This window comes from Pectinatus haikarae, assembly GCF_015732185.1.
Lineage (GTDB): Bacteria > Bacillota > Negativicutes > Selenomonadales > Selenomonadaceae > Pectinatus > Pectinatus haikarae.
The window spans coordinates 404,231-418,390 of sequence record NZ_WIQM01000008.1 but is presented as its reverse complement, the minus strand read 5'-3'; the positions used below and the strand labels follow the sequence as shown (position 1 = coordinate 418,390).

Annotated in this window: 15 protein-coding genes and 1 riboswitch; of the genes, 10 read left to right on the top strand and 5 right to left on the bottom strand. The window is 44.0% G+C overall.

From position 1 onward, the window contains the following. Positions 1-7: 7 nt before the first annotated feature. Genes thiH through thiS form a run of 3 tightly spaced genes read right to left on the bottom strand, consistent with a single transcriptional unit; the run spans position 8 to position 2,122 of the window. A complete protein-coding gene (gene thiH / locus I6758_RS06195) occupies positions 8-1,120 on the bottom strand; it encodes a 2-iminoacetate synthase ThiH (protein ID WP_196604320.1) in 1,113 nt (370 codons plus the stop codon). Position 1,121: 1 nt separating this feature from the next. Continuing rightward, entirely contained in the window at positions 1,122-1,919 is a 798-nt protein-coding gene (locus I6758_RS06190) for a thiazole synthase (protein ID WP_196604319.1), read from the bottom strand. Next, entirely contained in the window at positions 1,916-2,122 is a 207-nt protein-coding gene (gene thiS, locus I6758_RS06185; RefSeq protein ID WP_196604318.1) for a sulfur carrier protein ThiS, read from the bottom strand. The genes I6758_RS06190 and thiS overlap by 4 nt, the downstream gene beginning before the upstream one ends. 53 nt (positions 2,123-2,175) lie before the next feature. Next, positions 2,176-2,282: riboswitch (TPP riboswitch) on the bottom strand. A 224-nt stretch (positions 2,283-2,506) separates the two neighbouring features. On the opposite strand from thiS, the gene I6758_RS06180 reads away from it, so the two are divergent. From I6758_RS06180 to ilvN (I6758_RS06155), 6 genes are all read left to right on the top strand, one after another. Further along, positions 2,507-3,385: a DMT family transporter gene (locus I6758_RS06180; protein WP_196604317.1), complete on the top strand. Its 879-nt coding sequence runs from the start codon at positions 2,507-2,509 to the stop codon at positions 3,383-3,385. 187 nt (positions 3,386-3,572) lie between these two features. Beyond that, positions 3,573-4,103, top strand: a complete 531-nt coding sequence (gene ilvN, locus I6758_RS06175) for an acetolactate synthase small subunit (protein ID WP_196604316.1) — start codon at positions 3,573-3,575, stop codon at positions 4,101-4,103. Between the two features lie 26 nt (positions 4,104-4,129). Further along, on the top strand, positions 4,130-5,782 hold the full coding sequence (gene ilvB, locus I6758_RS06170) for a biosynthetic-type acetolactate synthase large subunit (protein ID WP_196604315.1): 1,653 nt from the start codon (positions 4,130-4,132) through the stop codon (positions 5,780-5,782). A 149-nt stretch (positions 5,783-5,931) separates the two neighbouring features. Beyond that, complete coding sequence (ilvC, locus tag I6758_RS06165) at positions 5,932-6,933, top strand: ketol-acid reductoisomerase (protein WP_196604314.1); 1,002 nt, start codon at positions 5,932-5,934, stop codon at positions 6,931-6,933. A gap of 102 nt (positions 6,934-7,035) precedes the next feature. Next, complete coding sequence (ilvB, locus tag I6758_RS06160; protein WP_196604313.1) at positions 7,036-8,730, top strand: biosynthetic-type acetolactate synthase large subunit; 1,695 nt, start codon at positions 7,036-7,038, stop codon at positions 8,728-8,730. A gap of 4 nt (positions 8,731-8,734) precedes the next feature. Beyond that, positions 8,735-9,235, top strand: a complete 501-nt coding sequence (gene ilvN, locus I6758_RS06155) for an acetolactate synthase small subunit (protein WP_196604312.1) — start codon at positions 8,735-8,737, stop codon at positions 9,233-9,235. A 106-nt stretch (positions 9,236-9,341) separates the two neighbouring features. On the opposite strand, the gene I6758_RS06150 is transcribed toward ilvN (I6758_RS06155), so the two are convergent. Then, positions 9,342-9,854, bottom strand: coding sequence for an LptA/OstA family protein (locus I6758_RS06150; RefSeq protein ID WP_196604311.1), 513 nt, complete (start codon positions 9,852-9,854; stop codon positions 9,342-9,344). A gap of 180 nt (positions 9,855-10,034) precedes the next feature. Here I6758_RS06150 and I6758_RS06145 point away from each other — a divergent pair, with 180 nt between their 5' ends. From I6758_RS06145 to aroB, 4 genes are read left to right on the top strand one after another with little or no spacing between them, the layout of a single operon-like run. After that, complete coding sequence (locus I6758_RS06145) at positions 10,035-11,042, top strand: deoxyguanosinetriphosphate triphosphohydrolase (RefSeq protein WP_196604310.1); 1,008 nt, start codon at positions 10,035-10,037, stop codon at positions 11,040-11,042. 33 nt (positions 11,043-11,075) lie between these two features. Continuing rightward, positions 11,076-12,224 carry a chorismate synthase gene (gene aroC, locus I6758_RS06140; RefSeq protein WP_196604309.1) on the top strand — a complete coding sequence of 383 codons (1,149 nt, stop codon included), beginning with the start codon at positions 11,076-11,078 and terminating at the stop codon, positions 12,222-12,224. After that, positions 12,221-12,730 carry a shikimate kinase gene (locus tag I6758_RS06135; RefSeq protein ID WP_196604308.1) on the top strand — a complete coding sequence of 170 codons (510 nt, stop codon included), beginning with the start codon at positions 12,221-12,223 and terminating at the stop codon, positions 12,728-12,730. The genes aroC and I6758_RS06135 overlap by 4 nt, the downstream gene beginning before the upstream one ends. Then, positions 12,727-13,818, top strand: coding sequence for a 3-dehydroquinate synthase (gene aroB, locus I6758_RS06130; RefSeq protein ID WP_196604307.1), 1,092 nt, complete (start codon positions 12,727-12,729; stop codon positions 13,816-13,818). Before I6758_RS06135 ends, aroB begins: the two co-directional genes overlap by 4 nt. A gap of 33 nt (positions 13,819-13,851) precedes the next feature. On the opposite strand, the gene I6758_RS06125 is transcribed toward aroB, so the two are convergent. Then, positions 13,852-14,058, bottom strand: a complete 207-nt coding sequence (locus I6758_RS06125; RefSeq protein ID WP_196604306.1) for a DUF1858 domain-containing protein — start codon at positions 14,056-14,058, stop codon at positions 13,852-13,854. Positions 14,059-14,160 lie beyond the last annotated feature (102 nt).

The following is a 14,160-nucleotide window of genomic DNA, read 5'->3' as shown; positions in this document are numbered from 1 at the left end:
CTATTCTTCAAATAAGTGTCTGCCAATCTTTATACACGGGCTGATATCCCTGAGCATAAAGCATTTGCGCCATTTGCGGGACAGACCGCTGATCGGATATTTCAAATTGTCCGTCGTCTTCTCCCTTTGTATGGCCTCCGACCGCGACCGTTACGCCGCCGGATATTTTAGTAATTCCCATTTTCACCAAATGGTCACGCATTCTTGGTTTTTCCCTTGTTGACAGAGTAATTCCTGCCCGCGGCAAAAAAATCCGCAGCGCCGTTATATACTGTACGAGTTCAATATCATTTACTATAGAACGCGGCGCATAGCCAGCTGAACACGGGCGCATCCTCGGCGTAGAAACAGCTATTTCCGTATCCTTATATTTATGCTGCAGATAATCAGCATGAACACCCGTAAAGAACGCTTCTTCGTGCCATTCATTAAGCCCCAGAAGCGCCCCTATATTCACATTGCGGATACCCGCACGGCAGGCGCGCTCCGGCGCATCCAGCCGATATTCATAATCGGCTTTCGGTCCGCCCGGGTGGAGTGTCTCATATATGTCTTTATCATAACATTCCTGAAACATTGTCATTCCGTCCACGCCCGTATCCGCAGCACGAATATAATCCTTTTCCGAAAAAGAATAAACTTCAATGGCTACACTGTCAAAATATTTTCTGAGGACTTCCACCGCTTCCAGAATATAATCAACCGGGCTGTATTTTTGCGATTCACCGGTCAATACCAAAATATTCCGGAGTCCTGTCTGTGTTATATTCTCCGCTTCTTTTGCGATCTCATCCATTGTAAGGCAGCGGCGGCTTATCTTATTATTGTGATTAAAACCGCAGTATACACACAAGTTATCACAATAGTCGGCTATATACATCGGCGTAAACAGCTGCATAGTATACCCGAAGTTTCTTATCGTATCGCGGCGGGAACGCTGCGCCATATCCTCCAGATGTTTTTGGGCGGCAGGCGAAAGCAGCCTCAAAAAATCCATGCGGCTGATTCTGTTCTTTGTCAGGACCTGCAATACGTCTTCCTCTGTTACCTTATTGAGAAAATCTGTGAAGTTCAGGTCATTATACTGCTGTTTTTCCTGCAGATAAGTTTCGGCAGACATATTATACTTCCTCCCTGCGCAAAAAACCGGTAAGCGGTGAGGAAGCACTGCTTGCCCCCGCTGCAAGTATTCGGCCCGTCCCGGCCAGAAATGCCGTTCTTCCGGCTATTATTGCCTGTGAAAAAGCTTCAGCCATCTTCACAGGCGAGCCGGCTGTGGCAACAGCCGTATTCACCAAAACAGCCGCGGCTCCCATTTCCATACATTCGGCTGCTTCGGATGGTCTGCCTATCCCCGCGTCCACGATGATAGGCGCATCTATTTCATCAATCAATATCTGGACAAGTTCCTTTGTTCTGAGTCCTCTGTTGGAACCTATGGGTGCGGCAAAAGGCATCACTGCCGCAGCTCCGGCATCCACCAGCCTTTTCGCGTCCATCAATTCAGGACTTATATACGGCAGTACGGTAAACCCCTCGGCTGCCAAAATTTCCGTGGCTTTCAGTGTTTCCTGATTGTCGGGCAAAAGATAACGATTATCAGAAATAACTTCTATTTTGATCCAGCTGCCGCAGCCCATCGCTTTTGACAAATGCGCAATCCTTATTGCTTCTTCCGCAGTTCTTGCCCCCGATGTATTCGGCATGAGAACAACATCCTGCGGAATATGATCAAGAATATTCTCTTCGGTCGATTTCAGATCAGCACGCCTTAAAGCTACCGTCACCACAGAAGCTTTTCCTGCGTGGATGACCTCCGGCATTTTTTTGTTGTCGGCAAATTTACCTGTACCGATAAAGAATCTGCTTGTTAAAATTTTTCCGCCAATTTCCAAATAATCATTTTCACTGACCGTCATTTAGAACCGCCTCCCATAAATGCCACTATTTCCAATACATCATTTTCCTTCAGCATTGTTTCATTCCATGCCTGTTTGTCGATTATCCGCTCATTCAACTCAGCAACGGCTCGTCCGCCGGCTGCTAAATTTTCATCCATTACTGTCTGGAGCGAAATGTTCTCGGCAAGCTGCCTTTTTTTTCCATTGATAACAATCTGCACTTTCATCACCTCAAAAAAAAATAAAACGTCCACCCTGATCAGGATAGACGTTATGCGTTCAAAACAAAACTCCCTACGCAGGCATTATCCCGATCAGGTCAAAGGTCAGGTGCTCACAGCCCTTTCTCAGCCTATTGCATAGGCTCCCTTGTTTTCATATTCAATTGTGTACGATTATTGTATGCCGATTAAATAGTTTTGTCAAACATCTTTGCCGGCAGATTCTATATTATACAGCAGGAAATTTGCCCAGTCTTATTGCTACGGCCGCCGTACTTGCGAAAAATCATAACCGTGATCCATCAATACTTGAAATATTCAACGTATATGAATTAAAATGATAGAGTATTTATTTTGGAATCGCAAAAGGAGAATAATAGCTTAATGAGCAGTCGTTTAAAAGGGTTCCTGCTGATCATGCTGGGAACCGCTCTTTGGGGAGCAACAGGAGTAGTGATCCAATATCTGCTGCATGACAAAATGTTTGATGCAGTATGGCTGACCTGTATCAGATTGATATGTGCCGGTGCTATTTTGCTGATTGCAGACAAAATCATCTGCCACGGCAGGACATTGTCCATATGGAATGGCAAAAGCATCCGCGATATAATTATTTTCAGCGCCTTCGGCATGCTTGGCACTCAATTTACTTTTATTTTCACCATTTTACACAGTAATGCCGCAACGGCGACCATTCTTCAGTATCTCATGCCCGTAGTCATTCTTATATATATACTGCTCACGGAAAAACGCCGGCCGATGCCGCGGGAGTGCCTGTGCATCCTGATGGCTGTGGCAGGAACTTTTCTTCTGACCGCCAAGGGTTCTCTCAGCAGCCTGGCTATTTCCCATACCGCATTATTCTGGGGACTGATGTCATCGCTGGCCGCCGCTTTATATACATTGCAGCCGAGAGCTATGCTTACCAAGCATCATTCTTCCCTTGTTGTCGGCTGGGGAATGCTTTGCGGTGGTTTGCTGCTGTCATTCTTCCAATCACCTTTTTCCTTCAAAGGTATATTTGATTTCGGCGCGGCGCTGGCACTGCTTTTTGTAATTATCTGCGGTACCGTAATAGCTTTTTGGTCCTATATAGAAAGTACAAAATATCTTTATCCCACCGAGGTAGGCACCATGGCTTCCATTGAACCATTTGCCTCAGTTGCCCTTTCGGTGATTTTCATGAACGTTGCCTTCAGTCTGCCGGAAATTATCGGCAGTGTGTTGATTGTTGGTACAGTGTTCATTCTTGCTCAAAAATAAGCTCTTGCTTCGGTCTGCAAAACAGTCTCCCATGATTTTCACTCCATTTATAAACAAAAATATTAAATTTATTTACTTTTATCTGGATTTTCATCAAAAATTAATGTAAAATCATATATTAATATATAAGCATATTCACGGAATAATATGCCTAGTATTGTCAGATTCATAAAAGGGGATGTGATTCATGAAGCATGCGCTTTCTGTTCTTGTCAATAATCAGCCGGGAGTATTGCTGCGTGTCGTTGGCATGTTTTCCCGCAGATCTTTTAACATTGACAGCCTTTCTGTGGGGATAACCCAGTCACCGGAATATTCGCGGATAACTATTTTTTTCAGCGGGGAAACACATATAGTCGATCAGCTGATAAAGCAGCTGAGTAAAATACCGGATGTTGCTGCTGTTCAGCTGCATAATCCGGAAGATGCCGTATATCGCGGTATGACCCTGATAAAAATAAAATCGTCCGAGAGCAATAGACTGGACATCTTAAAAATTGCCGAACTTTTCCGTGCACGCGTGGTTGATGTACAGGCAACGACACTTATTTTTGAAATTACCGGACAGGATGAAAAGGTAGTCGCATTCACGCGGCTGTTAGAACCTTATGGCATCTTAGAAATAATACGGACCGGCCAGATCGCTCTGGAAAGAGGAGAACAAACGATCACAAGCTATAAAGAGAAACCGGGTTTCTACGGCAAAAATATGCTTTGACAGCGAATTTACATCGAGGTAAAAATATGGAAGGATCACAGGCAGTTATCAAATGTCTTAAAGAGCAGAGAGTAAACACAATTTTTGGCTATCCGGGCGGAATGATTCTGCCTCTTTTTGACGCTCTCGGCAAAGACAGCAGCATCGATTTTATTTTGACCACACATGAACAATCATCCGCACACGCAGCCGACGGCTATGCCCGTGCCAGCGGCAAAGCCGGTGTATGCATCGCCACATCAGGCCCCGGTGCGACAAATCTTGTGACAGGGATAGCTACTGCTTTTATGGACTCTGTTCCTATGGTAATTATAACGGGACAGGTGGACAGCAATCTGCTGGGCAGGGATTCCTTTCAGGAAACCGATATCTTCGGCATTACCATGCCTATAACAAAGCATAATTTTAAACTCCAAAGCGCAAAAGAGCTTATCCCGCTTCTGAGGAAAGCCTTTGCACTCGCACTCAGCGGCCGTCAGGGTCCCGTACTCATAGATATTCCGAAAGATTTTTTTTATGCTGATATCGCTTATCCGGAAAATACTACAGAAAATAAAGCTGCCAAACCGGATGCCGATTTTATCATCTGCGCAGCCGAAGCCATAGACGAGATCTTAAAAGCCGAACGGCCGGTGATCATAGCAGGCGGCGGCGTAGTTCTGGGCCGGGCCCACAAAGAGCTCATTGCCTTTGCTGAAAAATATAAGCTTCCTGTCGTGTCCACCCTTATGGGGATAGGCGCTTTTCCCAATGATCATCCTCTTTATATGGGGTTTGCCGGACTGCACGGACGGAAGTCCGCAAATTACACTGTTGCCGAAGCCGATCTGGTAATAGCTGTCGGCAGCCGCTTCGGTGACAGGCAGACCGGCAATATAGCCCATTACATATATGAAAAACATTTTATTCATATAGATATCGATCCTGCCGAAATAGACAAAAATGTTCACAGCAGCATCGGTCTGTCCGGTGACATGAAAACGATACTGAATCTTTTGATGCAGCGGGAAGCCGTAAATAATCCTGATGCATGGTGGAAAACGCTGAAAAAGCACAAAGAAAAATTTGCATATGAATACACCGGAAAATACGATGTGCCCAATATAATGCATCATATTTCGCAAACAATCAACAAAGGAGACTATGCCGTCGTAACGGATGTCGGTCAGCATCAAATGTGGGCTGCCCAGCATATCAGACGCCGTACGCCGCGCACGTGGTTCACTTCAGGCGGGTTAGGCACTATGGGCTTCGGTCTGCCCGCTGCACTTGGCATTCAGCTTTATTACAAAAATAAAAAAAGAGTCATCCATATCGCCGGAGACGGCGGTATAAAAATGACTGGCAGTGAATACTATACTATTGCCGCTCTGCGTCTGCCCATAATATCGATCATCATAAACAATGAATCGCTTGGCATGATACGTCAGCTGCAGAAAGTGTATTATGGTGCAAGATATTTTTCCTGTAATTTTGAATACAAAATGAATTACGTTAAATACACGGAAAGTTTCGGCATCAGAACTTATGATGTACACAGTATGGATGAATTTGTCGAAGCCTTCAGCAATGCGCTTGCGCTTAATGAACCGCAGGCTATAATTGTCAATGCCGGCAAGGCCTTTGTCGAACCGATGGCAAATACAGTCAGCGGAATTAACACCTTCGTAAATTTTTAGCATGTGTCAAACTGTAAATTTTTTAGCTAAATTCTATTGACAAAATTATTGTCAAAGTGTATCATGTATACAATGTTCTTTTGTAACTTTGTAAATCTAATAATCGGTATTTATTTTACCGGTTGGAATTTTGGGGAGATGTTTTATTTATGGCAAAAGTTTATTACGATCAGGATGTTAATTGGGATGCGATAAGTGGCAAGAAGGTCGCTATTATTGGTTATGGCAGCCAGGGTCATGCGCATGCCCTAAATTTGAAGGAAAGTGGTATTGATGTCACTGTAGGTCTTTATGCAGGCAGCAAATCCGCACAAAAAGCAAAGGATGCCGGCCTAAAGGTCGCAGAGGTCGCCGATGCAGTAAAAGATGCGGACATTACCATGATTCTAATTCCTGACGAAATACAAGCTAAAATATATAAAACGGAAATTGCTCCCAATCTGAAAGCAGGCAGTGCGCTTGCATTTGCGCATGGCTTCAATATACATTTTCAACAGATACAGCCGCCGGAGGACATTGATGTTTTCATGGTCGCACCGAAGGGTCCCGGTCACCTTGTACGCCGCACCTTTGCGGAAGGCGGCGGTGTTCCCGATATTTTCGCAGTATATCAGGATGCCAGCGGCAAAGCCTGGGATATAGCACTTGCCTATGCCCGCGGCATCGGCGGTACCCGTTCCGGAGTCATTAAGACGACTTTCCAGGAAGAAACTGAAACAGACCTCTTTGGCGAGCAAGCTGTTCTTTGCGGCGGTATTACCCATCTCATTACCGCGGGTTTTGAAACACTTGTCAAAGCGGGTTATCAGCCTGAAATTGCTTATTTTGAATGTTTCCATGAAATGAAGCTTATTGTTGATCTTATGTATGAAGGCGGCATGGCAAAAATGCGTCATTCTATAAGCGATACGGCTGAATACGGCGATTACACCGCAGGTCCCCGTTTAGTCACGGACAAAACAAAAAAAGAAATGGAAAATATCCTTACCGATATTCAAGATGGCAGTTTTGCGACAAAATGGCTCACTGAAAACAAGGCAGGACGCGCTCAATTCTATGCAATGCGCCGCAGACATGCCGAACATCAGATTGAAGAAGTCGGCGGAAAACTTCGCAAAATGATGTCATGGCTGGATAAAAAGGAAAATTAATAAATCCTATGATGCGATCAAGGGCGGCGGGGCAGACTGAACAGTCTGCCTTACCGCTTTTTTTGTGCCTGCGGATTTTTCTTACTCAGAGGAGGAATTGTTGTGCATATAAACGGAGCTAGAGCCGTTATTGAGAGCCTGAAAAACGAAGGTGTTGAATTGATCTTCGGCTATCCCGGAGGTGCTGTGCTTACCTTATATGACGAAATCTATAAAACAAAATTTCCCCATATATTAACAAGACACGAACAGGGTGCAGTACATGCTGCCGACGGTTATGCCAGGGCCACGGGCAAGGTAGGCGTTTGCGTCGCTACTTCCGGTCCCGGTGCCACTAATTTGATAACAGGTATAGCCACAGCTAATATTGATTCTATACCTCTTGTCTGCATAACGGGACAGGTAGCGACCCCATTCATCGGCAAGGATTCCTTTCAGGAAGCCGACGTATGCGGTATAACCTCGCCTATCACCAAACACAATTACCTTGTCCGCTATGCAGAAGATCTGCCGCGTGTGCTTAAAGAGGCTTTTTTCATAGCCGGAACAGGGCGTCCCGGACCGGTAGTGATAGATATAGCCAAGGATGCATTTGCTGCCGAATTTGATTATGAATATCCCGACAGTGTAAACTTACGCGGCTACAGCGGGATCAATATCGGCGACGAAAAAACGATTGACAGCGTCGTCACTGCTTTGCAGAAAGCAAAAAAACCTGTTATCTTTACAGGCGGAGGTGTTATTTCATCAGACACTCACAAATTTTTGCGTAAGTTTGCCAGCAGCATGCATATCCCTGTGACCAGCACATTGATGGGACTCGGCTGCGCCGATCCGGACAGTGACGGATATCTTGGCATGGCGGGCATGCATGGATCCTATGCATCGAACATAGCTATTATGGAGTGCGATTTACTGATCGGCATTGGTGTACGTTTTGATGACAGAGTCACTGGTATTGTAAATCAATTCGCACCAAATGCCGCTATAATTCATTTTGATATAGATCATGCGGAAATAAATAAAAATATAAAAACTGAACTGAGTGTAATCGGCGATCTCCAATGGTCTCTTCCGTTATTCTTGGAAAAAACCGCGCCGTATGTTTCATCTATAAAAAGCAATTGCAAAGAATGGTACGAATACACTATAAAGATGCAGAAGGAAAATCCTTTTACCTATAAGGAGGACAAGACACATATTCTTGCCCAAGAGGCAATCAGCAAAATTTCAGACATGTCCGGTCCCGATACTGTCGCCGTTACCGATGTCGGACAGCATCAAATGTGGACCGCACAATTTTTTAAAATTTACGGTCCCCGTAATTTTATAACCTCGGGCGGTTTGGGCACCATGGGTTATGGTTTGCCTGCTGCCATGGGGGCAAAGCTCGGCATGCCTCAAAAAAAGGTGCTGCTATTTTCAGGTGACGGCAGCATCATGATGAACTGCCAGGAAATGGCGACACTGGCCGATTATGCTATAGATATAAAAATAATTGTTATCCATAATTCGGTACTGGGCATGGTTACACAGTGGCAGCGTATGTTCTACGGTAAAAGATATTCACATTCTCTTTTCAAAAGCAAAGCCGATATCGTAAAAATAGCGCAGGCAATGGGCATTAAAGGTTACCGTATTGAAAAAAAGGAAGATCTGAAAACAGGCCTGGAAAAAATCTTCAGTGAACACGGTCCCGTACTCATCGATATTGTTGTGCCGGAAGTTCAGGATGTACTGCCGATGGTGCCAGGCGGTAAACGTCTTGATGAAATGGTCTTGGAAGGAGATATCTGATTTTATGAAATATCAAATCGCTATTCTGGCGGAAAATAAACCGGGCGTGCTTACTCATGTATCGGGACTGATCAGCCGCCGTGCTTTCAATATTGAAACAATAAATGCCGGATATACTGAAGAGAATGATGTTACCCGCATAAATATTGTAGTGAATGCCTACAATGAGACTGAACTGAACAAAGTCATCCATCAAATGGCCAAACTTATAGATGTAATAAAAATTGTCAATATAAGTGAACTTCCCTCTATAAACAGAGAACTCATAATGGTCAAGGTAAAAGCTGACACGCCTGCCGTGCGTGCAGACATTGTCAATATTGCCAATATATTCAGAGCTCATATCGTGGATGTCGGCCATGAAAATGTTGTTCTTGAACTAACGGGCGAGCAGGAAAAATTGGCGGCACTCATTGACATGCTCAATTGCTACGACATTTTGGAAATTGCCCGTACCGGGCCTATTGCTCTTTCCCGCGGCACAACACCGATAAAAAATATGTAAAAAAAACAGGCATTGAAAAATGCCTGTTTTTATGCCCGCATGCTTTTACTGCTCTGCCGGGATAAACTGAATTTGAAATTACCGCTGCACTTATTTTTTCTTCTGCTCAATCGGCAGCATCATTTAAAAATTTGTTTTCAGCTACATTATATTTGATCTGATCGTATTTCTTTGTTTTACCGTCCTGAACTACTTCGACATTACCGGAGAAATCTGCGATCTTCGTTTCCCAATTAAATACGGTTTTATCAGCCTTTATGCTCAGTCCTCCTGATTTAAACTGTGTACCGTCTTTCACTGTGATCGTCTTTTCAGCCCATGAGCCGTACAGATCATTGCCACTAAAATTTATGGGAGCCGTTCCTTCTTCATTTGTTCCGTAAAGACAGTTGATATTACTCTGCGCCCATACTTCAAAGGATGTGAGATTTACTTGTGCATGATCGGCTGTAACAGTGAATTTACCGGTTTCAACATGTACGTTTCCGTCCAGCTTGTATGTGCCCGATAAAATATCAAATGTTGTTTTATCAGCTGTGACCTTAGGTGAAGCAAAAGCAGTATATGTACTTATAAACATGACTGCGATCATTACAAGGGATATTTTTAATATACGCATAAAAGCCTCCATAAAATTTTTCTTCTTTTATTAATATTATATCATATTATGATCCGAACATATAACGACTAAAAATTAACTTCTATTATTTTTTACATAGGACAGTTATAATATATTATAGTAATTTACTTGAGCAATACAGATAACAGCGATAATTTTTTTGTGCAGGGTGGTGCATTTATGAATGTAAGAGAACGAACAGAAGAATTGGAATACGAGATACTGTCTGCGGATGCTGCAAAAAGCAGAGAGGCTGTCCGCGGCCGCCATGAAGAGATGTGCCTTTTTCGGACAGCGTACCAACGTGATCGCGACCGCATCCTTCATTCAAAATCTTTTCGCCGGCTCAAACATAAAACACAGGTTTACATAACCTCCGGAGACCACTATCGCACACGTATGACACACAGTCTTGAAGTAGCTCAGATTTCAAGGACAATCGCACGCGGTCTGCGCCTGAATGAAGATCTGACAGAAGCTATCGCTCTTGGTCATGATGTAGGACACACACCGTTCAGCCACGCCGGAGAGGATGCCATGTCAAATCTCATAGGTCATTTTTCGCATAATGAACAAAGCCTGCGCATGGTGGAATATCTGGAAAAAGACGGAAAAGGCCTCAATTTGACGCTTGCCGTAAAAGACGGTATCCTAAATCATACAGGCAGTACAGTACCGTTTTCGCTGGAGGGCCGCATAGTAAAAACAGCTGACAGAATAGCCTATCTTTGCCATGATTTCGATGACAGTCTGCGTTCCGGTCTGCTGAAAAAAAATGATCTGCCCGAATCCGTGGCAGTGTCTTTGGGTAACGATCATTCCACTATGATCACCGGCATGGTCAGTGATATGATATTGTCATCGACCGGCAAACATGATATTTTATTATCGGAACCTATGAAAGAAACCATGGATGTCTTTCGCAGCTTCATGTTCGAGCGCATATATCATTCCAAAATACTGGCGAGAGAACGAAAACAGGCATGTTTTGTAATCGAACAGCTATTTGGCTATTATATGAAGCATTTCCACAAACTGCCGCTGGAATTTCGCCGAATGGAAGAAAAATGGGGCAAACAGCAGACAGTTGTCGATTATATTGCCGGTCTTACCGACAGTTACGCAGTCGCAAAGTTCAATGAAATATTCGTACCGCCAGTCTGGAATCAATGGATGAAGGCTAAATAAATTTACAATAAAGAATAAGGAAGGATTGTTGTTATGTTACGTTTTCTTACTGCCGGTGAATCACATGGTCAATGCCTGACTGCCATTTTAGAGGGGATTCCCGCCGGGCTGCAAGTCGATGCTGACGAAATAAACAAAAAACTGGCCCGCCGCCAAATGGGATATGGCAGGGGCGGCCGTATGAAGATAGAAACGGATAAGGCTGATATCTTATCGGGAATACGTTTCAATGAAACTATGGGTGATCCCATTACCCTGCAAATAAAAAACCGCGACTGGGGCAATTGGATAAAAAAAATGTCTGTCAAGGGAGAACCGTTCGGTGATAAAGTGACCGCAGCCAGACCGGGTCATGCCGACTTAGTGGGTATACACAAGTATGACAGAACCGATATCCGCGATATTTTAGAAAGAGCAAGCGCACGCGAAACGGCTGCTAAGGTAGCAGTCGGTGCCGTATGCCAGCAGTTTCTGCAGTCCCTCGGTATCAGTGTATTTTCTCATGTAGTAAATATCGGCGGCGTCGAAATAGATCGTCACAGCATTGATTATACCAAAATCGCAGACAATACCTCCGACCTTAACTGCATAGATGCGGCGGCCGAAGAAAAAATGCGGCAAAAGATCCGTGATGCAGGACAGTCGGGCGACACTCTTGGCGGTATGTTTGAAGTAATAACTACGGGCGTGCCGGAAGGACTCGGTTCTCATATCCAATGGGACAAAAGGCTTGACGGCAGACTGGCACAAGCTCTTATGTCCATACAAGCTATAAAAGCCGTCGAAATAGGCGACGGTCTCGCTTATGCATATAACCCCGGCAGTAAAATGCACGATGAAATGTTTTATGATGAAAACAAGCAGGTCTATCGAAAGACAAATCACGCCGGCGGACTGGAAGGCGGCATGACCAACGGTGAAAACATCATATTGCGCGCCGTAATGAAGCCGATCCCGACCCTCATGGCTCCTCTTCATTCCATAGATATCAAAGATAAAAAAGAAGTTTTAGCCTCTACAGAACGCAGCGATATTTGTGCTGTAGCCGCAGCATCGATAGTAGGTGCTGCCATGATCGCGTATGCGGTTGCCGATGCTGTTTTGGAACAGTTCGGCGGACACGCCATGAACGATATCCGTTCTTCTATTGAAAACTATAATAAAAGACTGGGCAAAAAATGAAGAATATTGTTTTAATAGGTTTCATGGGAACCGGCAAAAGCAGTGTAGGACGTCTTCTAGCTGAAAAACTCGGCTATTCTTTCGTTGACACGGATACACTTATCGAAGAAAGAACCGAATTGTCTATTCCTCAAATTTTTGCCGAATCAGGAGAAGATTACTTTCGCCAGTATGAAAACAAAATCGTAAAAGAAGTTTGCAGCCGCGCTAATATTGTCATATCGACCGGCGGCGGCGTGCCCATGTTTGAGGAAAATCGTCTGTCCATGAAAACCGGCGGCAACATATTGATTTGTCTGCGTGCCGGAATCCCGACAATTATGAGAAGAACAAAAGGCCGCAATAACAGACCTTTGCTGAAAAATGATGAAAGCAAAATGCAGTCACTTTTAGAAAAAAGAATGCCTTTTTATGATCAGGCCGATTTCATGATTGATACAGATGATCTCACGCCGCTGCAAATAGTTAATGAAATCATCGTATATCTGCGGAGGAAAAAGAATTGAAGACAGTAACCGTTCCCATCATAAATAACAGCTACGATATTTATATAGACAACAATTTACACAAAACAATTGCCGATTTTTTTGCGGGCAGTAATTTTTCACGTACCGCCCTTGTTGTCACGGACAGCAATGTAGGCAAATTATATGGTGAAAAAATAACAGATCTGCTGCGGACAATCGGTTTTTCACCTCGCTTGGCCATACTGGAAGCCGGAGAAAAAACAAAATCCTTTACTTCCGCTCAGGATCTCTACACCGAAGCCATCAAAGCCGGCTTGGACAGAAAGTCGCCGATAATCGCACTTGGCGGCGGTGTAGTTGGTGATCTCGCCGGTTTTATCGCAGCAACCTATATGCGCGGTGTTCCTTTTATTCAGATTCCGACCAGCCTGCTGGCGCATGTCGACTCTTCCGTGGGCGGCAAAGTCGCGGTAAATCATCCCCTCGGCAAAAACTTGATCGGTGCATTTTATCAGCCCAAAGCCGTTTTCATAGACCTTGACATGCTGCAGACACTTCCTGCCAGAGAAATATCTACCGGCCTGGCGGAAATAATAAAGTACGGCCTGATTTATGACAAAACATTTTTTGACTATATAGCCGATCATTCCGCCGAAATTTTTACATTGAACAACGAGATTCTGAGAAATATCATAGCCAGATCATGCGAAATCAAGGCATCTGTTGTAGCCGAAGACGAGAAGGAAACAGGACTGCGCGCCATCCTGAATTTCGGACATACACTGGGCCATGCTATCGAAAGAGAAACGAGATATAAAAAATACAATCACGGCGAAGCTGTCGCCATAGGTATGCTTGGCGCCGCTGCTATAAGCTGTGAGCTTGGCTTTATCGAAGAGGATACAGTGTCGGACATCCGCCGCATCCTCGACTTATGCAGGCTGCCCGATAAATGCACCGGCTGCTCCGAAGCAGGCATATATAACGATCTTTTTCACGACAAAAAAACTGTCGGAGGCAAAATAAACTGGATCCTTTTAGACGAAATCGGAAAAGTTCATTTGGATGACACAGTCCCGGAAAAAGTCGTGCATAATGCCATAAAAAATATACTGTTCAATAAATAATAAACCGGCAGGATTTTCCTGCCGGTTTATTATTTATTGAATCTGTGCATCTGCAACTTCGTTGAGATTTGCCATCAGTTTATCAATATCGATGCCGTGTGCCATAGCTCCCTGTTCGATATTTTCGAAATGAGATGCGGCACAACCGATACAGCCCATACCTGACATAGCAAAAACATCAACGGTTTCCGGGTATTTCTGGACAACTTCCATAATCCCCATATCCTTTGTAATTGTCATATTATTATCTCCTTATCCAAGTACTTGACTACGATATAATTATAACACATTTTTTATATTTTATTTGCTAATTTTTTATATTCGAGTTAAAATATTACAATA